Annotated in this window: 24 protein-coding genes; 15 read left to right on the top strand and 9 right to left on the bottom strand. The window is 63.5% G+C overall.

Annotation, left to right across the window (positions count from 1 at the left end):
• The 3 genes from OKB87_RS09885 (at nucleotide 1) to OKB87_RS09875 (ending at nucleotide 2,847) form a co-directional block, all read left to right on the top strand.
• Nucleotides 1-639, top strand: coding sequence for a tetratricopeptide repeat protein (locus OKB87_RS09885; protein ID WP_270827286.1), 639 nt, complete (start codon nucleotides 1-3; stop codon nucleotides 637-639).
• 82 nt (nucleotides 640-721) lie between these two features.
• A complete protein-coding gene (locus OKB87_RS09880) occupies nucleotides 722-1,411 on the top strand; it encodes a response regulator (RefSeq protein WP_011706997.1) in 690 nt (229 codons plus the stop codon).
• On the top strand, nucleotides 1,408-2,847 hold the full coding sequence (locus OKB87_RS09875) for an ATP-binding protein (RefSeq protein ID WP_049048249.1): 1,440 nt from the start codon (nucleotides 1,408-1,410) through the stop codon (nucleotides 2,845-2,847). Before OKB87_RS09880 ends, OKB87_RS09875 begins: the two co-directional genes overlap by 4 nt.
• 56 nt (nucleotides 2,848-2,903) lie before the next feature.
• Here OKB87_RS09875 and rloA3 read toward each other — a convergent pair whose 3' ends face one another.
• Nucleotides 2,904-3,410, bottom strand: a complete 507-nt coding sequence (gene rloA3, locus OKB87_RS09870) for a retropepsin-like aspartic peptidase RloA3 (protein WP_270827285.1) — start codon at nucleotides 3,408-3,410, stop codon at nucleotides 2,904-2,906.
• Nucleotides 3,411-3,815: 405 nt separating this feature from the next.
• Between rloA3 and OKB87_RS09865 the strand changes: the two genes are divergently transcribed.
• The 6 genes from OKB87_RS09865 to OKB87_RS09840 all read left to right on the top strand — a co-directional run bounded on the left by OKB87_RS09865 (nucleotide 3,816) and on the right by OKB87_RS09840 (nucleotide 9,537).
• Nucleotides 3,816-4,859 carry a GMP reductase gene (locus tag OKB87_RS09865; RefSeq protein ID WP_017409231.1) on the top strand — a complete coding sequence of 348 codons (1,044 nt, stop codon included), beginning with the start codon at nucleotides 3,816-3,818 and terminating at the stop codon, nucleotides 4,857-4,859.
• A 198-nt stretch (nucleotides 4,860-5,057) separates the two neighbouring features.
• A complete protein-coding gene (gene earP, locus OKB87_RS09860; protein ID WP_223950062.1) occupies nucleotides 5,058-6,266 on the top strand; it encodes an elongation factor P maturation arginine rhamnosyltransferase EarP in 1,209 nt (402 codons plus the stop codon).
• Between the two features lie 43 nt (nucleotides 6,267-6,309).
• Entirely contained in the window at nucleotides 6,310-6,876 is a 567-nt protein-coding gene (gene efp, locus OKB87_RS09855; RefSeq protein ID WP_011707002.1) for an elongation factor P, read from the top strand.
• A gap of 140 nt (nucleotides 6,877-7,016) precedes the next feature.
• A complete protein-coding gene (locus tag OKB87_RS09850; RefSeq protein ID WP_270827284.1) occupies nucleotides 7,017-7,643 on the top strand; it encodes a DUF2238 domain-containing protein in 627 nt (208 codons plus the stop codon).
• Between the two features lie 67 nt (nucleotides 7,644-7,710).
• Nucleotides 7,711-8,463 carry a DUF3530 family protein gene (locus tag OKB87_RS09845; RefSeq protein ID WP_270827283.1) on the top strand — a complete coding sequence of 251 codons (753 nt, stop codon included), beginning with the start codon at nucleotides 7,711-7,713 and terminating at the stop codon, nucleotides 8,461-8,463.
• Between the two features lie 117 nt (nucleotides 8,464-8,580).
• Nucleotides 8,581-9,537, top strand: a complete 957-nt coding sequence (locus OKB87_RS09840) for a D-2-hydroxyacid dehydrogenase (RefSeq protein WP_270827282.1) — start codon at nucleotides 8,581-8,583, stop codon at nucleotides 9,535-9,537.
• 61 nt (nucleotides 9,538-9,598) lie between these two features.
• On the opposite strand, the gene OKB87_RS09835 is transcribed toward OKB87_RS09840, so the two are convergent.
• Complete coding sequence (locus OKB87_RS09835; protein WP_270827281.1) at nucleotides 9,599-10,066, bottom strand: YMGG-like glycine zipper-containing protein; 468 nt, start codon at nucleotides 10,064-10,066, stop codon at nucleotides 9,599-9,601.
• 209 nt (nucleotides 10,067-10,275) lie between these two features.
• Nucleotides 10,276-11,829 (bottom strand): GGDEF domain-containing protein, encoded by a 1,554-nt coding sequence (locus tag OKB87_RS09830; RefSeq protein WP_270827279.1) that lies wholly within the window; start codon nucleotides 11,827-11,829, stop codon nucleotides 10,276-10,278.
• 288 nt (nucleotides 11,830-12,117) lie between these two features.
• On the opposite strand from OKB87_RS09830, the gene OKB87_RS09825 reads away from it, so the two are divergent.
• Complete coding sequence (locus tag OKB87_RS09825; protein ID WP_270827278.1) at nucleotides 12,118-12,720, top strand: nitroreductase family protein; 603 nt, start codon at nucleotides 12,118-12,120, stop codon at nucleotides 12,718-12,720.
• A gap of 48 nt (nucleotides 12,721-12,768) precedes the next feature.
• On the opposite strand, the gene OKB87_RS09820 is transcribed toward OKB87_RS09825, so the two are convergent.
• Both OKB87_RS09820 and OKB87_RS09815 read right to left on the bottom strand, forming a co-directional pair.
• Nucleotides 12,769-13,419: an HAD-IA family hydrolase gene (locus OKB87_RS09820; RefSeq protein WP_270827276.1), complete on the bottom strand. Its 651-nt coding sequence runs from the start codon at nucleotides 13,417-13,419 to the stop codon at nucleotides 12,769-12,771.
• Nucleotides 13,416-13,661 carry a hypothetical protein gene (locus OKB87_RS09815; protein WP_011707010.1) on the bottom strand — a complete coding sequence of 82 codons (246 nt, stop codon included), beginning with the start codon at nucleotides 13,659-13,661 and terminating at the stop codon, nucleotides 13,416-13,418. The genes OKB87_RS09820 and OKB87_RS09815 overlap by 4 nt, the downstream gene beginning before the upstream one ends.
• Before the next feature lie 117 nt (nucleotides 13,662-13,778).
• On the opposite strand from OKB87_RS09815, the gene OKB87_RS09810 reads away from it, so the two are divergent.
• On the top strand, nucleotides 13,779-14,687 hold the full coding sequence (locus OKB87_RS09810; RefSeq protein WP_073351306.1) for a LysR family transcriptional regulator: 909 nt from the start codon (nucleotides 13,779-13,781) through the stop codon (nucleotides 14,685-14,687).
• A 70-nt stretch (nucleotides 14,688-14,757) separates the two neighbouring features.
• Here OKB87_RS09810 and OKB87_RS09805 read toward each other — a convergent pair whose 3' ends face one another.
• The 4 genes from OKB87_RS09805 to OKB87_RS09790 all read right to left on the bottom strand — a co-directional run bounded on the left by OKB87_RS09805 (nucleotide 14,758) and on the right by OKB87_RS09790 (nucleotide 18,400).
• Entirely contained in the window at nucleotides 14,758-15,714 is a 957-nt protein-coding gene (locus tag OKB87_RS09805; protein ID WP_270827275.1) for a diguanylate cyclase domain-containing protein, read from the bottom strand.
• A 161-nt stretch (nucleotides 15,715-15,875) separates the two neighbouring features.
• Nucleotides 15,876-16,520, bottom strand: coding sequence for a cold-shock protein (locus OKB87_RS09800; protein WP_270827274.1), 645 nt, complete (start codon nucleotides 16,518-16,520; stop codon nucleotides 15,876-15,878).
• Between the two features lie 116 nt (nucleotides 16,521-16,636).
• A complete protein-coding gene (locus tag OKB87_RS09795; RefSeq protein ID WP_270827273.1) occupies nucleotides 16,637-17,203 on the bottom strand; it encodes an isochorismatase family cysteine hydrolase in 567 nt (188 codons plus the stop codon).
• A 33-nt stretch (nucleotides 17,204-17,236) separates the two neighbouring features.
• On the bottom strand, nucleotides 17,237-18,400 hold the full coding sequence (locus tag OKB87_RS09790; RefSeq protein ID WP_270827272.1) for an FAD-dependent oxidoreductase: 1,164 nt from the start codon (nucleotides 18,398-18,400) through the stop codon (nucleotides 17,237-17,239).
• Between the two features lie 267 nt (nucleotides 18,401-18,667).
• On the opposite strand from OKB87_RS09790, the gene miaB reads away from it, so the two are divergent.
• The 4 genes from miaB (at nucleotide 18,668) to corC (ending at nucleotide 22,641) form a co-directional block, all read left to right on the top strand.
• Nucleotides 18,668-20,101, top strand: a complete 1,434-nt coding sequence (gene miaB / locus OKB87_RS09785; protein ID WP_011707016.1) for a tRNA (N6-isopentenyl adenosine(37)-C2)-methylthiotransferase MiaB — start codon at nucleotides 18,668-18,670, stop codon at nucleotides 20,099-20,101.
• A gap of 55 nt (nucleotides 20,102-20,156) precedes the next feature.
• Nucleotides 20,157-21,200 carry a PhoH family protein gene (locus tag OKB87_RS09780; protein WP_060389953.1) on the top strand — a complete coding sequence of 348 codons (1,044 nt, stop codon included), beginning with the start codon at nucleotides 20,157-20,159 and terminating at the stop codon, nucleotides 21,198-21,200.
• Nucleotides 21,197-21,661, top strand: a complete 465-nt coding sequence (gene ybeY / locus OKB87_RS09775; RefSeq protein WP_024944233.1) for an rRNA maturation RNase YbeY — start codon at nucleotides 21,197-21,199, stop codon at nucleotides 21,659-21,661. The genes OKB87_RS09780 and ybeY overlap by 4 nt, the downstream gene beginning before the upstream one ends.
• 95 nt (nucleotides 21,662-21,756) lie before the next feature.
• Entirely contained in the window at nucleotides 21,757-22,641 is an 885-nt protein-coding gene (corC, locus tag OKB87_RS09770; protein ID WP_011707019.1) for a CNNM family magnesium/cobalt transport protein CorC, read from the top strand.
• The last annotated feature ends 23 nt before the right edge of the window (nucleotides 22,642-22,664 follow it).

Here is a 22,664-nt window from a genome sequence, read left to right as displayed (position 1 = left end):
ATGAAGCACGCCACTTTCCGCCCCCATTTCACCCACGGCGCCCTCCTGCTGCTCATGCTGGGCTCGGGGATGGCCCAGGCCGCCGACGCCCTGCCCGTCATCCAGCAGCAGTGGGCCGTCTGTCAGTATCAGCAGACCGGCAAGGCCAAGGAGAGCTGTCTCGAACAGCTGAGCAGCCAGGCCGATCAGGCCAGCGCCAAGGAAGCCTTTCGCACCGACCTGCTGATCTGGTCGGCCATCGTCAAGAGCACCTGGGCCGGCGCCAAGGGCGGGCTGGGGGCGCTCGGTCTGGTCAAGGAGGCCAAGGCCAAGCTGGAGATCGCCCTCAAGCAGGACCCCAAGGCACTGGACGGCTCCGCCTATACCAGCCTGGGCTCGCTCTACTATCAGGTGCCGGGCTGGCCGGTGGGCTTTGGCGATGACGAGAAGGCCGAGCAGCTGCTCAAGCAGGCGCTGGCCATCAACCCGACCGGCATCGATCCCAACTTCTTCTACGGCGACTTCCTGCTGGATCAGGGCCGCAAGGCCGAGGCCAAGAGCTATCTGGAGAAGGCGCTGAGCGCCCCGCCCCGGCCGGGCCGCGAGCTGGCGGATCAAGGTCGACGCATCGAGATCCGCGATCGCCTCGACAAACTGTAAACCCAAGTCGGATCAGAGCGCTATTTAAACTCTGCCCACCAGCTTGCATACTGGTGGGCAGCGTCTTTTGAGGGGAATAACAATGCGGATCCTGTTGGTGGAAGATGATGTGATGCTGGGCGACGGCATGGTGGATGCCCTGCGCAGCAGCGGCTACACGGTGGACTGGCTGCAGCAGGGGCTGCCCGCCCTGTCGGTGCTCAAGAGCGAGGAGTTTGCCGCGCTCATTCTGGATCTCAACCTGCCGGACATCGACGGCATCAGCCTGCTGCGCAAACTGCGCCGGGAAGGCCAGACGCTGCCGGTGCTGATCCTCACCGCCCGCGACGCCCTGGACGACCGGGTGCTGGGGCTGGATGCAGGCTCCGACGACTACATGGTCAAGCCGTTCGCCCTGCAGGAGCTCAACGCCCGCCTGCGCGCCCTGGTGCGGCGCAGCAAGGGGCAGGCCCAGGCGGTGCTCGAATACGGCGAGCTGCAGCTCTATCCCGAGTCTCAGCAGGTCACCTATCGGGGCGAGCCGGTCAAACTCACCCCCCACGAATACAAGCTGCTGCAGGAGCTCATCACCCAGAGCGGCCGGGTGCTGAGCAAGGATCAGCTGCAGCAGAGCCTCTACGGCTGGGACGAGGGGGCCGAGAGCAACGCGGTGGAGGTGCACATTCACCACCTGCGCAAGAAGTTCTACAGCGACCTCATCCGCAATATCCGCGGGGTCGGCTACATAGTCCCCCAGCTTGAACAGGCCCAGCGCCGGGACCACCGGGCATGACGCGTCCCCGCTCCATCCGCCGCTTCCTGCTCTCCGGCATCCTGGCGCTGGTCAGCGCCAGTCTGGCCATCAGCGCCCTCATCGGTTATCTGGAGGCCAACCACGAGATGGAGGAGCTGTTCGATGCTCGTCTCGCCCAGTCCTCCCGCATCACCAACCAGCTGCTCAGCCGCTATCTCGAACAAAATGGCGAGCTGCCCGCCAACGGCACCGTCTACCAAGACTGGGAGCAGCACAACCCGGATCAGTGGCAGAAGGACACCAGCTTCAACCTGCGGGGGGAGGACAGGGAGCTTACCCCCTTCGGCCACGAATTCGAGCGCAACCTCTACTTCCAGCTGCTGAGCGAGCAGGGCCACATACTGCTGCGCTCCCCCAGCGCCCCGAGCCAGCCCCTCGGCGCCCTGGCTCCCGGCTTCAACAACGTCACCAAGGACAACCACGAGTGGCGCACCTTCACCCTCTACAACCAGGACGAGCACACCTGGCTCATAGTGGCGGAGCGGGATGACGAGCGTAGCGAGCTGGCCAGCAAGATGGCCACCCTGGCCATGCTGCCGCTGCTCATCACTCTGCCCTTTCTGCTCGGCCTGCTGTGGTGGCTCATCTCCCGCGGGCTGGCGCCGCTGCGACAGCTGGCCCAGGCCATCGGTGAGCGCCACCCGGCCAACCTGAGCCCGCTCACCCTGAAGATCCGGGCCCAGGAGCTGACCCCGCTCACCAACGAGATCAACCGGTTGATGCACGCGCTTGCCGATACCATAGAGCGGGAGAAGCAGTTCACCAACGAGGCGGCCCACGAGCTGCGCACCCCCCTGGCGGTGCTGCGCATCCACAGCGAGAACGCGCTGGCTGCCGAGGATGCCGAGAGCCGTCAGCACTCCTTGCAGAAGATGCTGCTGGCGCTCGATCGCAGCGATCGGCTGCTGCGCCAGCTGCTGACTCAGGCCCGCATCGACAACCAGCAGGGGCTGGAGCTGACCGAACTCAACCTGAACCAGCTGTTGCAGGGCACCCTGGCTACCCTGGCCCCCATCGCCCTGAAAAAGGATCAGCAGCTGTCGCTGGAAGGCACCGAGCAGCTGACGGTAATGGGACAGGCCACCCTGCTGGAACTGATGTTCAGCAACCTCATCGACAACGCGCTGCGCTACACCCAGGCGCAGGGCGAGATCGCGGTCGAGGCGCGCCAGGAGGGGCACAGGGTCAGGGTCGACATTCGCGACAACGGCCCCGGCATCCCCACCGCCGCCCTGTCACGCCTGTGCGAGCGCTTCTTTCGGGTCAATCCCCAGCAGGGGGACGGGGTCGGCCTCGGCATGGCCATCGTCTCGCGCATCGCCCAGTTGCACGGCGCCGATCTCGACATCCACAACCGGCCGGAAGGGGGACTGGAGGTGAGCGTGCTGCTGCCCGCCCCCTCCCGCCCTGCCTGATCATCACCATAAAAAACGGGGGCCTGGCCCCCGTTTTTTTATATCGTTCACTTCCCTCAGCGACAGCTCGGCTGCACCGTGAAGGTGCGGCTCGAATCCACTGCGCCGAGATCCGCCAGCAGGCGGCGCCCCAACAGCACCGGATAGATCATCTTGCTGCGATCCCGCAGGGTGAACCACTCCTCATACACCTTGTCACCCAGGCAGATGGACATGGTGACCGTGGGACGCTGCTCCATGCCGCCGGCACCGCGCACCGTCACCATGTGCTCCACCGGTCGCTCCAGGGTCTGGCTCACCTGCCGGTCGGTATTGGCATCGGTCACCTGCAGGGTAAAGCGCACCCAGGACTTGCCGTCACGCTTGAAGTGACGCAGATCCCGTGCATCGAGCGAGGAGGTGAGCGCCCCGGTATCCAGCTTCATCTTCACCGCCACCCCGCTCGGCATGATGAGTCCCTTCTCAATCCAGCCATAGATGGCGGGATCAGAGGCAGCCCGAGCCGCTCCCGGCAGGGCGAGACTGACCAGCAACAGCAGCGGCATCATTCGCAATCCGAACATCTTCACTCCTTGTCAGGGCAGGGCCGACGCTGGCCCGAGCAGCCCAGAGTGGGGATGGAAAAGGCGGCTGTCAACTGGTGAGCGTGGCCGCCTCGCCGCCGCCAGCGCGGCCATGGCGCGTGGCGTCAGGATCACGCAGTAACATGCCAAACAGGATTCAATCAGGATCTTTCAAGTGGACGAACAGGGAGACATGAGCGGGCTTGGATGAAACCCAAGGCTGCGCTCAGGTTGTGACGCCAAAGGCTACCACAACGCTGAGTGAATTATCAGTCTTGTTCCGACGGGATTTTTGCCTACACTGTTGTAAACCGGAGGGCCTGAAAACCACCGGTTTTTTTGCGCCTGCCGAAAAGTTGCCACTGCAAAGTGACCTATCAAACAAGGCTCAATAAGGAATTCGTAATGCGTATCGAAGAAGACTTGAAGCTCGGTTTCAAGGATGTCCTGTTCCGCCCCAAGCGCTCTACTCTCAAGAGCCGTTCCCAAGTCAGCCTGACCCGTCAGTTCACCTTCAAGCACACCCAGACCCAATGGCAAGGGGTGCCCGTCATCGCCGCCAACATGGATACCGTCGGCAGCTTCGCCATGGCACGTACTCTGGCCAGCTTCGAGATGATGACCGCAGTACACAAGCACTACAGCCTTGCGCAGTGGCAAACCTTCGTCAATGAGACCGACCCGGCGCTGCTGGGTCACGTGATGGTCTCTACCGGCACCTCCGAGGATGACTTCACCAAGACCCGCCAGATCCTGGCCATGTCCAGCGCCCTGCGCTTCATCTGCGTCGATGTGGCCAACGGCTACTCCCAGCACTTCGTCGAGTTTCTGCGCAAGATCCGCGAGGCCTGCCCGAACCACGTCATCCTGGCGGGCAACGTGGTCACCGGCGAGATGGTGGAGGAGCTGATCCTCTCCGGCGCCGACATCGTCAAGGTGGGCATAGGCCCGGGCTCGGTCTGCACCACCCGGGTCAAGACCGGCGTCGGCTACCCGCAGCTCTCCGCCATCATCGAGTGTGCCGATGCGGCCCACGGCCTCGGTGGCCAGATCGTCGGTGACGGCGGCTGCACCTGCCCGGGGGATGTGGCGAAGGCGTTTGGCGGCGGCGCCGACTTCGTGATGCTGGGCGGCATGCTGGCGGCCCACGAGGAGTGCGGCGGCGAAATCGTCGACGTGGATGGCGAACCCTTCATGAAGTTCTACGGCATGAGCTCCTCAAGCGCCATGGACAAACACGCCGGCGGCGTCGCCGAGTACCGCGCCTCCGAGGGCAAAACCGTGTTGCTGCCCTATCGCGGCCCGGTCGAAAACACGGTGCGCGACATTCTGGGCGGGGTGCGCTCCACCTGCACTTATGTGGGTGCCAGCCAGCTGAAAGAGCTCACCAAGCGCACCACCTTTATCCGGGTGCGCGAGCAAGAGAACAATGTCTACGGCAAGGAGTAAACCTGGTTCATCTGCTTTACCGCCTGCTTAAAGAGCTGCACAAAGCACACACCACCTTTATCCGGGTACGTGAGCAAGAGAACAACGTCTACGGCAAGGAGTAACCTGCTGCAGCGACCGTCACGCGCTGACGGTTAGAAGCCAGCCAACCGGTGTGCTACCCTGCGCACCGGTTTTTTTGCATCTGGATGCCCTGACATGACCAGCCCCCTCCCCCAATTTGACTGGGATATCTTCTGCTGCGTAGTGGACAACTTCGGCGACATCGGCGTCACCTGGCGGCTGGCCCGCCAGCTGAAACAGGAAGGCACGCTCCCGACCCACGGCAATGAGGTGCAGGTGCGGCTCTGGGTGGACGATCTGACAAGCTTCGCCCGCATCTGTCCGGGGCTCGACCCTGCGCTGGATAGCCAGTGGGTCGATGGCATCCATATCCAGCACTGGCACGAGACCCTGCCGGCCGACACCACCCCGGCCAGGGTGGTGATCGAGGCCTTTGCCTGCCAGCTGCCCGCCCCCTTCATTGAACGAATGGCCGAGCAGATGGCGAGCCAACCCAGGCCCCCTTGCTGGATCAACCTCGAATACCTCTCGGCCGAATCCTGGGTCGAGGATTGCCACGCCCTCGCCTCGCCCCAGCGGGTCGGCAACCAGAGCCTCAACAAATACTTCTTCTTCCCGGGCTTCACGGCCAGAACCGGTGGCCTCCTGTGCGAGCGCGGCCTCATCGTCGAGCGCGAGCGCTGGCAACAGGATGAAGCCGGGCTTGCAGCCTACTGGGCCAGCCTCGGCCTGCCACCCAAGCAACAGCACGAGCTGCGGGTCAGCCTCTTTACCTACGAGAGCCCCGCTCTGACTAGCCTGGTCGAGAGCTGGTGCCAGAGCGCCACGCCCGTCACCCTGCTGCTGCCGCTCGGGCGCTCCCTCAACGACGTGCTCACCGGCGCCGGGCTGGCAGCGGCCATTCCCGGTGCCCGAGCCGGAGATCTGCTCCAGGCGGGCAACCTCACCATCAAGCTGCTGCCGATGACCGATCAGGCCGGTTACGATCGGCTGCTGTGGAGCTGCGATCTCAATCTGGTGCGTGGGGAGGACTCCTTCGTGCGGGCCCAGTGGGCCGCTCGCCCTTTCCTGTGGCACATCTATCCGCAGGAAGAGCAGGCCCACATGATCAAGCTGGACGGCTTTCTCGACCACTATCTGGCAGAACTGCCCACCGCCACCGGCCAGTGGCTGCGCGGTTTCAGCCACGCCCTCAATCAGGGGGAAAACTGTCGCGATTGGTGGGCGCAATGGCCGGAACACGCCGCGATATGGCGGCAACATGGGCGACCTTGGTCACAGAAGCAGCTCAGGGATGGGGATCTCGTCACTCGGCTGGTGAAATTTTTAGAAAGCCGTATATAATCTGGCAGTTTTTATCTGCCCGTATACGAACAGGAATTTTTACATGAAAACCGCACAGGAAATCCGCGCTGGTAACGTCGTCATGATCGGTACCGAGCCGATGGTGGTCCAGAAAGCCGAATTCAACAAATCCGGCCGTAACTCCGCCGTGGTCAAGATGAAGCTGAAAGGCCTGCTCAACGGCAGCGCCACCGAGACCGTATTCAAGGCCGACGACAAGCTGGAAGTTGTTCAGCTGGAACGTAAAGAGTGCACCTACTCCTACTTCTCCGACCCCCTGTATGTCTTCATGGACACCGAGTACAACCAGTACGACGTCGAGAAAGACAACCTGGGTGATGCCCTGAACTACATGGTTGACGGCATGGAAGACATCTGCGAAGTGACTTTCTACAACGAGAAAGCCATCTCCGTAGAACTGCCGACCACCATCGTTCGCGAAGTCGAGTACACCGAGCCGGCCGCCCGTGGCGACACCTCCGGTAAAGTGACCAAGCCGGCCCGTCTGAAGGGCACCACCTACGAGCTGGCTGTTGCCGCCTTCGTAGAGATCGGCGACAAGATCGAAATCGATACCCGCACCGGTGAGTTCAAGCGTCGCGTCAACTAAGTTGACCCCTTGAATCCATGGTGAAAAAGCGAGCCTTTGGCTCGCTTTTTTTATGGGTGCACGATGCCACCCGGCTGTATTCGAAGCGCAAACATGGCTAAATGGGGAATGCTGGTTTGTGCCATCCCCCGGAGCGCCCCATGACATCTCTGCATAAAGGTCTGTTGCTGCTGTTGACCCTGGTACTGCTGATCCTCTCCGGCTGGCAACCCTATGACAGGGCGACCTGGCTGATGGAAGTCGCCCCCGTGCTCATCGCCATGCCGCTGCTTGCCCTGACGCACCGCCGTTTTCCGCTCACCAGCCTGCTCTATCTGTGCATCGCCCTGCACGCCATGGTGCTGATGCTGGGCGGCGCCTATACCTATGCCCGCGTCCCGCTGGGATTCGAGCTGCAGCAGTGGCTCGAGCTCAGCCGCAACCCCTATGACAAGATTGGCCACTTCTTTCAGGGCTTCGTGCCTGCCCTGGTGTGCCGGGAGATCCTGCTGCGCGGAGGTTATGTGCAGGGCCGGCGCATACTGGCGTTTCTGGTGGTCTGCGTGGTGCTCGCCATCAGCGCCACCTACGAGTTCATCGAGTGGGGGGCCGCCCTCGCGCTCGGCCAGGGGGCAGATGAGTTTCTCGGCACCCAAGGCGACCCCTGGGATACCCAGTCCGACATGTTCTTCGCCCTGATTGGCGCCGTCACTGCCCTGCTGCTGCTCTCGCCCCTGCACGACCGCCAGCTGGCCGGGCTCGCCCGCACCGAGCGGCCGTCACCCTAGCGCTGCCACTTCCCCCTTCAGAAAACCGGCCTGGTGCCGCTAACCCGAGTAACCGGGGGAGCGCACTATGGCCAGATTGTTCTTATCACTGCTGTTACTGACCCTGCTGGCAAGCAACCCCTTGCAGGCCAGCGAGGGCACACCGCTGACGCCGCTCGATTACTGGCAGAACAACGACTGGCAGGGACTGCCCAACAGCACCCAGATCGACAAGCAGACAGTGCTGTTCGCCAAGCACGACAGCGACAGCTATGTGGGGCTGGCCATCCTCTTGCCCGACTGGCAGCGCAGCGGCCAGCTGTGGCAGCTGACCCGGGCCCTCGGCCGGCTCGGCTTCGATACTTTGCTGCTGCTTCCCTCGCCCCAGCAGACCGAACTGGACCCCGCCGCCGAGAAAAAGCAGCAGGCCATCGACGACTTTCGCAAGCAATTTGCAACCCGCATCAGCAAGCTGGGGGATGCCAAGCTGCAGGAGGGGGGCTTCAAGCTGATACTGGCGCAAGGCACCAGCGCCGCCTGGGCCACCAACCTCATCGCCAGCGAACAGCTGCCCGCCCCCGATGCGCTGGTGCTGCTCGACGGCTTCTTCCCCGACCAGCAGAGCAACCAGATCTTCGCCAAGGAGATCGCCCAGGCCACCATGCCAACCCTCGACCTCTATCAGGAGGATGGCGGACGCTGGCCGCTGCTGGCCGCCGAGGCGCGCAGAAGCGAGAGCCGCCGCAGCCACAAGCTCAACTACCGCCCCTACGCCCTGCTGGAATTGGACGAAACGCCGACCCGGATCCAGGGCTGGCTCACCCACCTCGGCTGGCTCTGACCCGAAAAATGCCGCCTGCCTCACATCCGGCGCGATTGCCAAGCCATTGATGCGCAGCAAACTGGCCCTCGGTCGCCGATGTTTGGCATCATGAACGCCTCAACGGCAGGAGGCTCCATGCAGCAAATTGTGTTTCTCGACAGCGATACCCTGGATACCGGCATCACCCTGCGCCACCCCGACTTTCCCCATCACTGGCAGAGCTACCCGAGCACGGCCCCCGAGCAGGTGGTGGAGCGACTCAAAGACGCCAGCATCGCCATCATCAACAAGGTACGCATCGGCGCCGCCGAGCTGGCCCGGCTGCCGGACCTGAAACTCATCGCGCTGGCTGCCACCGGCAGCGACAACGTGGATCTGGAGGCGTGCCGCGCCGCCAATGTCGGTGTCTGCAACATCCGCAACTACTCGGGCCCCTCGGTGCCGGAACACGCCATGGCGCTGATGCTTGCTCTGGCGCGCAACCTCTTCTGCTGGCGCCAGTCGCTGCTGGAGGGCCGCTGGCAGCAGAGTGGCCAGTTCTGCTTCTTCGATCACCACATCACGGATCTGCACGGCAAGCGGCTCGGCATCATCGGCAAGGGGACGCTCGGTCAGGCCCTCGGCGAGCGGGCCAGGGGGATCGGCATGGAGGTGCGCTACGCCCAGAGCCAGGTCGGCGCCAGCCACGACGAGGATCGGTTGCCACTGGACGAGCTGCTGCAAAGCGCCGACGTCATCAGCCTGCACTGCCCGCTCACCCCCTACACCCGCAACCTGATTGGCGAGCGGGAGATCGAGCTGATGAAGCCGGGCGCCCTGCTGATCAACGTCGGTCGCGGCGGTCTGGTGGATGAGGAGGCCCTGCTGCGGGCTCTGGCCAACGGCCGCCTCGGCGGCGCCGGTTTCGACGTGGCGAGCGTCGAGCCGCCGCCCCCCGACCACCCGCTGATGCAGGCGCTGCAGTACCCTCACTTCATCCTCACCCCCCACGTGGCCTGGGCCAGCGAGGAGTCGATGCAGCGCCTTGCCGATCAGCTGATTGACAACATCAACGCCTTCGCCGAGGGGCGCCGCCAACACCGGCTGGTTTGAGCGGCGCGCCGACCCAAACAAGAGAGGGGCCTGTCGGCCCCTCTCTCATTGCTGGCAGCGATCAATCATCGTCGTGCCATCTGTGTTTCTTGTGCTTCTTGTGTTTCTTGTGGTGCCTGTGCTCATCGTCGTAGTAACGATCGTTGCTCTTGTGGCCATCGCCAGTCTTGGCACCGATGGCGGAGCCGCTGGCCCCGCCTACGCCAGCCCCGATCAGCTGACCCGTGCTGCCACCCACACTCTTGCCGATGGCCGCGCCACCGAGGGCCCCGACCGCGCCACCGAGGGCCGCTTCATTCTTGTTGCCCTTGTTGGCCGTGGCGGCGCCACCGGCCGCACCGCCCAGCGCCGCTCCCACCAGGGCGCCGGTATCACCGCCCAGCTCCTTGCCGATCATGGTGCCGGCCACGCCACCCGCACCGCCACCGAGGATGGTATTGAGTGTCTCCGAAGCCTGCGCTGCGCCGCTGACCAGCAGCAGTGAGCCCAGCAGGACCAGGGCGCTCATGCCACGCTTGTTCATCTCCATGGGGTACTCCTGTCAAACCTGATTAATTTCCCCGAACTATACGATTCCCGCCAAAGGGCGCCACTGTCGCAGGAGAGCGACACCGCCTCCCGCGCCGCCTTCGATGTCGGTCAATTAGCTCATAAGATATTGAATCTAAATACGTAAATGACATCGCATGGAAATTGGGCAGCGAACGATGCCGGGGCCCACCGCGCGGCAGCGGTCGCTTAGCCGTTATCCATATGACAGGATCTGTCAGCACCCTGCTCCTGCCGGGTCTGCTCCGTCAAAGACCAGCCATCGCGCCCCCGCCGCTTGCTCCGATAGAGACACTCGTCGGCCCGCTCGAACAGCAGCACACCGTCATCCGGGCTGTGGGCGCCGCCCACGCTCAGGGTCACCGCCTCGCGAAACTCGCGCCACTGCTGATTGCGCACCCGCGCCAACAGCCGGGTCAGCCCGGCCTCCAGCTCGCTGCGCGGCCAGGACAGCAGGGCGGCGAACTCGTCTCCCCCGATCCGGTAGACGCAGCCACTGCCCAGCTCCGCCACCAGCAGCTCGGCGACCCGGCAGAGCACGCCGTCCCCCACCGTGTGTCCCCAGTTGTCATTGATGCGCTTGAAGTTGTCGACGTCGAACAGCAGCAGCCAGTGGGGAGTGGCGCTCTCCTCCAGTTCGCTGCGACGCTGGGTGAAGGCCCGTCGGTTCATGATGCCGGTGAGGGGGTCGTGCAGCAGGGCATCCTGCCCCTGCAGAAAGCTGGCCCGCACCTGGTCTATCTCGCTCAGGCTGCTGTGCACGAACCAGGTCTTCAGCTGGCAAGGAGTCTGGGTCGGATCCCGCACTATGCCGGTCAGCGAGCCGGCCACCAGCGCCTGCTCCTGATTGAACACCCGCACCAGAAAGTTGATGCTGCAAAACCAGATGGCAAACAGCGAGAGCAGCGGCAGCACCACCATCAGCAGGGCCTCCTCGAGGCCATCGTGAAACAGCTCGGGCGGCAGATAGATGTTGAGATCCCAGTCGATCCCCTCCAGCTCCCGACGCAGATGGCGGCCATGCCAAATCACCTCCAGAGCGCTGCCCACCACGCCCGCCATGGTCACCGGCGGCTGATAGAGCGCCATGTTGCAGCCCACCACCAGTTCATCTCCCCCACGCGAGCTGATGTAGATGGCCGCCTGGTTGCGACCCATGGCCCGCTGCAGGGCCTGCTGGATGGCGTTGAACGACATGTCGACCATCAGCAGGCCGAGCAGCTGACCATCCAGCCCCTTTACCCGCTTGATCAGGGTCAGGATCTGCTTGTCCGAGCCGTACTCCTGATAGGGACCCAACCAGATGAGGTCATCACCCGGCATCGACAGCGCCCGATACCAGGGCCGGCTGGCGGCACGATACTCGGCCGGCTGTTGCCAGGCCGGGTAGCTGCTGATGCGGTCCGTCTGCGGGTTGTAGAAATATATGTAGTGGCTGTCGCGCTTGATCTGGTGGGCAATGGCCCAGAGCGGGTTGTCGGCCGGCTCGCCGCGGGCGATTGCAGCCTTGTCCAGCGACGCCTCCAGCACCGCCAGCTGACGCTGATTGGCCAGCACCAGCTCGTGGATCAGGGCCGCATCGAGGGAAGAGAGCATGTGGCCGTAGCCGGCCACCGTCTTGTCGATGCTGCGCAGATAGCTGGCCGTCGCCAGAGCCAGGGTCACCACCAGCACCAGGGTGCCCAGCAGCAGGGTCAGCGAGGTCAACAGGTAGTAACGCCGACTAATCAACCATTGGATCATCAACACCCCGCAAAAAATTCTGTAATGCGAGGATTCTATGGCGGTCGGACAGAATCATTCATTGATTAAAATCAGCCGCCCTCCGGCTAACTGACAAAAAACATATAAACGTGATACCGCTCATCCATGCCGTGGATATGTATATCAACAAAAAGTAAAAACAGTGACCACTGTGCGTTGACGGCTAACCAGGAAGGGGGTGTTATAGTCTATAGCTTGAACAATCGGAGCCGGATGGCCTTGCCAAGGACCACCGAAGACGATTCCCTGTCAAACAAAGGAGATGTTATGAGCAGTCCGTTTATCGAACAGATCAAAGTACGTCGTACCATCTATGCCCTGGGTGACCAGGTTTCCCATACGCCGGAGCAGCTGACCACTCTCATCCAGGATGCCATCAAGCACAGCCCCTCCTCGTTCAACTCCCAGAGCTCCCGCGCCGTCATCCTGTTTGGCGCCCAGCACCACAAGCTGTGGGACATCGTCAAGGCGGAGCTGAAGAAGATAGTACCGCCGGAAGCCTATCCCCAAAGTGAAGCCAAGGTGGACGGCAGTTTCCGCGCAGGTTTCGGCACCGTGCTCTTCTTCGAGGACACCGACGTCATCAAGGATCTGCAGCAAAAATTCGCCCTCTACGCCGACAACTTCCCCATCTGGTCGGAACATGCCACCGGCATCGCCCAGTTCGCGGTCTGGACCACCCTGGCCCAGGAGAAGATCGGCGCCTCCCTGCAGCACTACAACCCGCTCATCGACCAGGCGGTACACAAGGAGTGGAATCTGCCCGCCAGCTGGCTGCTGCGTGCCCAGATGCCCTTTGGCAGCATCAAGCAACCGGCCGGTGACAAGACCTTCATGGACGACGCCGTGCGTTTTCGCGTGTTCAAATAAGCGCGTCGCCCACCACCCAAGCCCCCGCTCGACGGGGGCTTTTTGTTGTCAGGCCAGCAGCGTCAGCTGCAGACCAGCCGCCTCCTCTACCACGCTCACCTGACGCCAGTCCTGGATCAGGGCACTGATGTCCGGATCCAGCCGCTGCCTTCCCCCCACCTGTACCACGCGGCAACCCGCCCGCAGGGCACTGGTGATGCCGGCCGGCGCATCCTCGAACACCAGGCAATCGGCCGCCGCCAGCCCCAGACGCTCGGCCGCCAGCAGGTAGGGCTCGGGATCCGGCTTGCCATGCACCACATCCTCGGCCCCCACCAGCAGAGCGGGCAACGGCAGAGCGGCACTGCGCAGCCGATGACGGGCCACCCGCTGGCTGGCGGAGGTCACCAGCGCCCAGCGCTCGCTCGGCAAACCTGCCAGCAGAGCCCGGGCACCGGCGATGGCCTCCGCCTGGCCGGTATGGTTGATCTCCAGCTCGTCGAGCAGGGCTACCTCCTGCGCCATCTCCAGTTGCGGGGCCAAGGCACGGAGCACCTCTCGCGAGCGCACCCCGTGGCACATGGCCAGCACCGGCTCGGGCGCCAGCTGATGGCGGCGGCACCAGAGCCGCCATACCGTCTCCACTTCACCGGTGGAGTGCACCAGGGTGCCATCCATGTCCAGCAACAGGGCGCTGGCCCGCAGCACAAGCCGGCTCATGCGCCGACCCCTGCCAGGCCGGGTTCGCTCCCCGCCAGAATATCGCCGAAGGCCCGCCGCTGGGCCGCCTGTTCATAGCAGGCCAGCGCCTGTTCGGCATTGCTCGCCCAGACTTGCAAGGGGCCGACCGCAAAGCCCTGCTGCAGCAGACTGGTAAGCAGTTCCCCCGTCTCCGGCGCAGCCAGCGGCTGGGCCAGTACCAGGGTTCCCTTGATCAAAAACAGATAGCGTTCGGCAGGCATGAGATGACTCCTTGTGACGGATCGGATGGGGCCAATGGGGCCCGCTACCAGACCATTAGAACAAGGCAATTAGATAATTTATAATCACAAAATGGCCACTTTAGATAACCATATGGAATGAAATTCGATCTGAAGCAACTGCAGGCATTCGTCACCCTGGCCGACACAGCCAACTACCGGGAGGCCGCCAACCGGCTGTTCATCACCCAGCCGGCCCTCACCAAGCAGATCCAGGGGCTGGAGCAGACCCTCGGCAGTACCCTGTTCAACCGGGGTCGCCACGGCGCCGAGCTGACCGCCATCGGCGCCCAGCTGCTCACCCAGGCGAGCGCCCTGGTCGAACACGGCAAGGGCTTTGAGCGCCATGCCATGGCGTTGGCCAGCGGCATTGCCGGGCGCCTCAAGATTGGTTTCGGCCTGTCGAGCTTCGCGCTGGCACCGGCACTGGTGGCCAGCTTCAAGCAGCAGGTGCCCGAGGTGATGGTGCATCTGCAGGACATGACCTCCGCCATCCAGCAGGAGCGGCTGCTGTCGGGACAGCTGCAGCTCGGCTTCATGCGCCGACCCCAGGCGCCGCAGCTGCAGGAACACAGACTGCTGACCGATCGGCTGGTGCTGGCGGTGCCGACCCTGATGACGCAGCCGGATCCGGCCGCCTTCGATGTGGAGCAGGCGCTGGCCAGCCAGCCCTTGCTGCAGATGGTCGGTCACCGTTGCCCCGGCCTCAGCCAGCAGATCGCAGGCTTCCTCGGCGCCAACCGGCTGACCGGCATGATCCAGGAGGCGGAGGATATCCAGACCTTGGTGGCACTGGTGGCCGCCGGCATCGGCAACGCCATCCTGCCGCGCAGCGTCAGCTTCATCGCCGGCCCGGACGTCACCCTCTACCCCTTGTCCGGCCCCTGCTCCGAGTGGGAGATAAGCCTGGTGTGGAACCCGGAATTCGCCGATCCCATCCGCGATCGCTTCGTGCAGCTGGTCATCGATGCCCATCCGGCGCCGCAACCAGCCCTGCCGGGTCGCTGATGCGGCCGGTTCAGGGAGTCGATATCAGGGGACAGGCGAGGTATCGCCACAGGGGTGAGGCAATCGAGTATCAGGCGGCCGGCAGTGCGCTGCAGCTGACCCAGTGGCAGCGATTCTTGCCCCCCTGCTTGGCCAGATAGAGCGCCATGTCGGCGGCGGTCAGCAGCTCCTCTTCCGAGACGCGGGCCTGCTGCGGCAACAGGGTGGCGATACCGACACTGGCGCTGAGTCTAAGCCCATCCGCCCCCGGGATCAGCAGCTCGCCGATGCCGACGCGAATGGCCTCCCCCATGCGGGAGGCCGCTTCGTCCCCGGTGTTGCCGAGGATCAGGGCAAATTCGTCGCCGCCGAAACGGCACGGCAGATCGGTGGCCCGCTGGCAGAAGGTGCTCAGCAGCTGACCCACCTGCTGTAAGAAACCGTCCCCGACCTGATGGCCGAAGTGGTCGTTGCACAGCTTGAAGTTGTCCAGATCCAGCATGATGAAGGAGATGGGGGTCTGTTCGCGCATGCTGCGCCGCCACTCGTTGTGCAGAAAGCTGTTGAACAGCCGCCGGTTGGCCAGCCCGGTCAGCGGGTCGTGCAGGGAGAGGTAGGCCATGTCCAGCTCCTGCAGCTTGCGCTCGGTGACGTTGATGTGGCTGATGGTGTAGAACTCCACCTCGATGCCGGGGATGGCGGAGACCCGCATCATGAACCAGCGCTGGGTATCCGGGCTGTGACAAGGGTACTCCAGATGAAAGTGCTGCTGCTCGTGGCGCAGTACCCGCCGGATCCCCTCGGCCGCCATCTGGGCCAACGGCTCCACCGAATTGTCGCACACCCTCAGATAGTTGACGCCCAGCCAGTCGTACCCCTCCGGCATGCCGTTCTGTTCGGCGAAGCTATTCCAGGCGAGGTTGGTGTAATGGATGACGCCATCCCGATCGATCACCGAGATCTGCTCCTCCAGCGAATTGAGCAGTGCAGACAGGTATTGCGCCCGATCGGAGAAGTGAAACAGTGATCCCTGAAAATAGTCCGTCATGACCCTGCTCCTCACCCAACAACGCCGCACCATACCTGCCGCAGCCACCAGCGTCATGCCGGCGTGCCGTCCATGACGAAGGGGCATCGACGGCCATGGCCCGCCCCCGGCCTGCAAGATAAAGATAGATGATCAATCACTTGCATCCGCCCCATCCCTCGTTAGTGGCCGCACCACTGGCTTTCACAAGGAATCCCGTTCCCTCTTCCTCTGCCGTCCATCTTGGTATTGGGGCAGTTTTGCAAAAACCAGGTCGCCTCCTCGCAGGAGGTCATCTGGGAGCAGTACTGCCGACCGTCGCACTGACGGACGAAGGTGGGCGCCGCCTGCGGGCTGTCTGTGCTGTCCACCGCCTGCTGACTGAAAGAAGAGGTTGGCGAAGGCGAGACCGACTCGGCCGAGAAGCGGGAGTAAATGGAGAAGATCCCGGCCAGCACCAGCAGCGGGATCAGCTTGCCGCGCCAGTTGCTGCGGCGCCGATAGACGGGGCGCGGGCGTGCCCTGGTTGGCATAGGCCGCTCCCCGGTCACAGCCTGTCTGACCACAGAGGGCGCTGGTTGGGCGCCTGCCAGCGACAGCGGCCGATCCAAAAAGAACACCTGCTCGGCCCTGGGTTTGCCATCCTGGCCGCTGCCAAGCAGATAGGAGACCCGCTCGCCGGCCTTGGGCAGCGAGCCATCTGACTGCAGCGCCGAGATGTGCACGAACAGCTCGGCTCCTTTTGGCTCGCCATCCCCCTGCTCGGGGGCGATAAAACCAAAGCCGCGCGCCTCGTTCCAGCGCACGATCCGTCCCTGATAACGCATGCCCTCATCCTTGTGGCCATCGATGCTCGCTTCATGTTGCCCAAAATGGCTGCGGCCCGACAGGGGGCCGCAGACAAAATGTCAAAACAGTGAGCAAGCTCCGCCTGCCGCCGGGATCAGGCCAGCTGGGCCACCTTGCAGACCTCGGCGATGCGGCCAAGCATCCGCAGCGAGGCATGGTGCTCATTGGCATCCGCCGCCGCGCAGGCATCCTCCAGGATGGTGATGGCGTAATCCCGATCATGCCCCTCCCGCGCCGCCGCCTGAATGGCCCAGCTGGTGCTCACCCCGCACAGATAGAGGTGCTCGATGTGATTGGCCCGCAGCGCCGGCTCCAGCGTGGTGCCGTAGAAAGGGCTGACCCTGGGCTTGGTCAGCACCAGATCGCCCGGCTGCACGTCGAGGTCGGCGTGAAAGTCGGTGCCGCTATCGCCAAGCGAGAGCGCCCCGAACTGGTGAGCCCGGCCAAACATGGGCGAGCCCTTGGGTTGCAGCAGATAGTGCGGGTCAAAACCCACCTTGATCAGCACCACCAGCCAGCCGTGGGTGCGGGCATGGGCCAGCACCTGATTGGCGTGCGCGATGGCGCCCTGTTCCAGCACATGGGCCGCCGAGGCGGCGATGCGCCCGTCCGGGTGGGCGATGTCGTTGATGAAATCGATCACCAGCAATGCCTTGTTCATGCTGTCTGCTCCCTCATGATGGCGCCGCGCGCCTTAAACCAGCCCCAGCGCATAGCGTAGCGCCATCTCCTTGAGCGGGCCCGCCTTGTCCGCCAGATTGAGGGCCAGGTTGCGCGCCAGCTTGAGCGGGCCTATCTCGTTGCTGAACACCCCGTAGAAGAGATCCATCCCCGACTGCATCAACAGGTTGTCGGGGCGGCGGCGCCGCTCATAGCGCCCGGCCAGCGCCAGCTGATGCCAGTCGGCGCCAGCACCCTGCAGCAGATCGCGCCAGCAGGCCACGTCCTTGAAGCCGAGGTTGACCCCCTGCCCCGCCAGCGGGTTGATGGTGTGGGCGGCATCGCCCAGCAGCAGCACCCGGCCGGCGTGGTAGTCGTTGGCGTGGCGCCGCACCAGCGGGAAGCTCCCCTTGGCCGTCACGGCAAACCCGCCAAGCCGGCTCGGGAAGTGGCGGCGCACCTCGGCGGCCAGCCCCTCGTTGCTCATGGCGGCCAGCGCCCGGATGCGGGCCGGACTGTCATACCAGACCAGGGAGCCGTGTCGGCCCGGCAGCGGCAGGAAGGCGCGCGGGCCACTCGGGGTAAACTGCTGCCAGGTGATGTCTTCCTGCGCAAAGTCGGTGTCGATGTTGATCAGCATGCAGTGCTGGCGGTATTCAAAGCGCGATACCCCGATGCCGGCCAGCTTGCGGGTGTGGGATTCGGCGCCATCGCACGCCAGCACCCAGCGGGCGGCCAGTTCGCTGCCATCATCCAAGGTCAGCACAGCTTCATCCGCACTCTGGCGCAGGCTCGTCACCGCCGCCGGGGTGTGGGTCTGGATGTTGGGGAAATCTTCCATGCGTCTGAGCAACGCCAGCTGCACCAGCCGGTTCTCGATGATGTAACCGAGCTGGGGCAGGCCGAGGTCGGCGGCGTTGAAGCGGGTGGCGAAGCCATCCAGCTCCCAGGTCTCCAGCCGGCGATAGGGGCACAGCCGCATCTGCTGCAGGTGCTGCCAGGCACCGGCCTGCGCCAGCAGTGCCACCGACGCCTGACTGATGGCAGAGACCCGCAGATCCAGCGGCTGCTCGGGGGCGTATTGCTCCGGCAGCCGGGTCTCGATGACCCGCACCGAGAGACCCTGCGCCGCCAGCAGACAGGCGGTGGCGGCGCCGACCATGCCGGCCCCGACGATGGCGATATCACACTGTTCCATAACTTGATTCCTGCAAGGGGTGAGCCCGGGCAAGGGGAAAACGCAGCCGGACCGAATGACCACATGATACCGCAAGGGGCGCCGGGAAACAGTGAAGGGTGTGGAGAATTAGTGCGCCAAATCAAGGAGAAAGCCGATGCCGACAGGAAGCCCGCCAGCGGCGCTCCGGCCGTGGCCGGCTGGATATTCGCTAGGCAGTCTCCGGATTGCGGAGTAAAATGCCCGGTCCTTTGACCATGCCGCATTCAAAACAAGTCAAGAGAAGCAATGAGCAAAAAACTTCACATCAAAACCTGGGGTTGCCAGATGAACGAGTACGACTCGTCCAAGATGGCCGACCTGTTGGATGCCAGCAATGGCTACACGCTTACCGAAGAGCCCGAAGAGGCAGACGTTTTGCTGCTCAACACCTGCTCCATCCGCGAAAAAGCGCAGGAGAAGGTGTTTCACCAGCTGGGACGCTGGAAGAAGCTCAAGGCAAACAAACCCGGTCTGGTGATCGGCGTGGGCGGCTGCGTCGCCTCCCAGGAGGGGGACAACATCCGCACTCGCGCCCCCTATGTGGACATCGTCTTCGGCCCGCAGACCCTGCATCGCCTGCCCACCATGATCAAGCAGGTGCAGGAAGGGCGCGGCGCCCAGGTGGACGTCGCCTTCCCGGAAATCGAGAAGTTCGACAGCCTGCCCGAGCCGCGCGCCGAGGGGGCGACCGCCTTCGTTTCCATCATGGAAGGCTGCTCCAAATATTGCTCCTTCTGCGTGGTGCCCTACACCCGTGGCGAGGAGGTGAGCCGACCGCTCGACGACGTGCTCTATGAAATCGCCCAGCTCGCCCAGCAGGGCGTGCGCGAAGTGAACCTGCTCGGCCAGAACGTCAACGCCTATCGGGGCCCGACCTTCGACGGCGGCATCTGCACCTTCGCCGAGCTTCTGCGGCTGGTGGCCGCCATCGACGGCATCGATCGCATTCGCTATACCACCAGCCACCCCATCGAGTTCACCGACGACATCATCGAGGTCTACAAGGACACCCCGGAAGTGGTCAGCTTCCTGCACCTGCCGGTGCAGAGCGGCTCCGACCGCATCCTGACCATGATGAAGCGCCCGCACACCGTGCTGGAGTACAAGTCCAAAATCCGCCGCCTGCGCGCCGCCCGTCCCGACATCACCATCAGTTCCGACTTCATCGTCGGCTTCCCGAACGAGACGGACGAGGATTTCGAGGCCACCATGAAACTCATCGAAGAGATCAACTTCGACATGAGCTTCAGCTTCATCTACAGCCCGCGCCCCGGAACCCCGGCCGCCGACCTGCCCGATGACGTCGACATGGAGGTGAAGAAAGCCCGCCTGACCCGCCTGCAGCACGTCATCAACAACCAGTCGATGCAGATTGGCCGCGCCATGCTGGGCTCCACCCAGCGCATCCTGGTGGAAGGGCCCTCCAAGCTCGACCCCATGCAGCTGTGCGGCCGCACCGAGAACAACCGGGTGGTCAACTTCGAGGGCCCGCATACCCTGATCGGCGGCTTTGCCGACGTGGAGATCACCGAGGTGCGTCCCAACTCCCTGCGCGGCAAATTCCTGCGCGGCGAGAACGAGATGAACCTGCGCATCGCCACCGCCCCGAGCGAGATCCTGGCCCGCCGCCCGGACAACGTACCGGACCCGCTGGGCGTGGCCGCCTTCACTCCCCACTAATCTGTTCACCCCATCCGGCCCCGGCCGGATGGGATCGCGTCAAGACGAGGACACTTTGAGCCGACACATCTCGACCCTGAATCTGCATCTGGAACCCGCCGACAACCAGCGTCTCGCCAGTCTGTGCGGTCCGTTCGATGACAACGTCAAACAGCTGGAACGCCGCCTCGGCGTCGAGATCAGCTACCGCGACAACCACTTCCAGCTGCTGGGCAAGCAGGCCCAGGTGGAGGCGGCCGCCGTCATCATCAAGCACCTCTATGTGGAAACCCAGCCGCTCAAGGGCGGCAAGGTGACCGACATCACCCCCGACATGGTCCATCTGGCCATTCAGGAATCGCGGGTGCTGGAGCAGGATGACGAGCCGGCGCCGAGCATCCCTTACGGCAAGGAGGTGACGGTCAAGACCAAGCGCGGCCTCATCAAGCCGCGCAGCCCCAACCAGGCCCAGTACATCGCCAATATCGTGCGCCACGACATCTGCTTCGGCATAGGCCCTGCAGGAACAGGCAAGACCTATCTGGCGGTGGCGGCGGCGGTGGATGCGCTGGAGCGTCAGGAAATTCGCCGCATTCTGCTGACCCGTCCGGCGGTGGAAGCGGGCGAAAAGCTCGGCTTCCTGCCCGGCGATCTCTCCCAGAAGGTGGATCCCTACCTGCGCCCGCTCTACGACGCCCTGTTCGAGATGCTGGGCTTTGAGCGGGTGGAGAAGCTGATGGAGCGCAACATCATCGAGGTGGCGCCGCTCGCCTACATGCGAGGCAGAACCTTAAATGACGCCTTTATCATCCTGGACGAGGCCCAGAACACCACCACCGAGCAGATGAAGATGTTCCTGACCCGCATCGGCTTCAACTCCAAGGCGGTGGTCACCGGCGACATCACCCAAATAGACCTGCCCCGCAACCAGAAGTCGGGTCTGCGCCACGCGCTGGAAGTGCTGCAGGATGTCGACGGCCTGTCGTTCAACTTCTTCGAATCCAAGGACGTGGTACGCCACCCGGTGGTGGCCCGCATCGTGCAGGCCTACGAGGCGTTCGATGCCAAACAGGCGGCCGATAAAGCCGCTCCCCACACCAGCAAAGAGAGTGCCCAATGAGCGTGACCCTGGATCTGCAACTGGCCAGTGCCAGCACCGATGGCCTGCCGAGCGAGGCCCAGCTGCAGGGCTGGCTCGACGGCACCATTCTCGGCTTCCAGCAGGAGGCAGAAGTGACGGTGCGCATCGTCGACGAGGCGGAGAGCAACGAGCTCAACCTCACCTATCGCGGCAAGGACAAGCCCACCAACGTGCTCTCCTTCCCGTTCGAGGCCCCGCCCGGCCTGGAGCTGCCGCTGCTCGGCGATCTGGTGATCTGCCGCCAGGTGGTGGAGCGCGAAGCCACCGAACAGGGCAAGCCGCTGATGGCCCACTGGGCCCACATGGTTGTGCACGGCAGTCTGCATCTGCTAGGTTATGACCATATCGAGGATGACGAGGCCGAAGAGATGGAAGCGCTCGAGCGCGACATCATGCAGGAGCTCGGTTTCGCCGATCCTTACCTGAACGACGAAGAGTAAAGAACCGGATGGTCATCGTCTTGAAACAGCCGATGCCCATCTTCATATAGCCACAACGATTTCAAGTGTGTTCATACGAGTAACCAAGAGAGAAAATGACCGACGATCACCCTAGTACCGGCTCGCCGAAGAAAACCTGGCTCGACAAACTCAGCCAACTCTTCCAGGGCGAGCCAAAAGACCGCAACGATTTGGTGGAAGTGATAGCCGACGCCGAAGAGCGCGATCTCATCGATCAGGACACCAAGGACATGATCGAGGGCGTGCTCGAAATTGCCGAGCTGCGCGTACGCGACATCATGATCCCCCGCTCCCAGATGGTGACCATCGAGAAATCCCAGCCAGTGGACGAGATCCTGCCGGTGATCATCGAGTCGGGTCACTCCCGCTTCCCGGTGATCAACGAAGACAAGGATCACGTGGAGGGCATCTTGCTCGCCAAGGATCTGCTGCCGTTCGGGTTTGGCGGCCACCACGCCAGCGAGCCGCTGCAGCTGGAGAAGATCCTGCGTCCCACGGTGATCGTCCCAGAGAGCAAGCGGGTTGACCGTCTGCTCAAAGAGTTTCGTGAAGAGCGCTACCACATGGCCATCGTGGTGGACGAGTTCGGCGGCGTCTCCGGCCTCGTCACCATCGAGGATATCCTCGAGCTCATCGTCGGCGAGATCGACGACGAATTCGACGACATCGAGGATGAGCCGGACGAGATCCGCCGTATCAGCAAGCGGGTGTTCGCCGTCAGCGCCCTCACCGAGATCGAAGATTTCAACGACTTCTTCGGCACCCAGTTCAGCGATGAAGAGGTGGATACGGTGGGCGGTCTGGTGATGCACGCCTTCAGCCACCTGCCCAAGAAGGGCGAGGAGATCGAGCTGGAAGGCTACCTGTTCAAGGTGATGCATGCCGACAAGCGCCGCCTGCAGCAACTGCAGGTGAAGATCCCCGACAACCATGTCGCGGCCCAGTCCGAGGCACAATAAGCCTTGACCCTTGCCAACAGCGC

Origin of the sequence: Aeromonas sp. Y318-1, assembly GCF_027706125.1 — a bacterium.
GTDB lineage: Bacteria > Pseudomonadota > Gammaproteobacteria > Enterobacterales > Aeromonadaceae > Aeromonas > Aeromonas hydrophila.
This window is presented reverse-complemented; position numbering and strand designations above follow the sequence as displayed.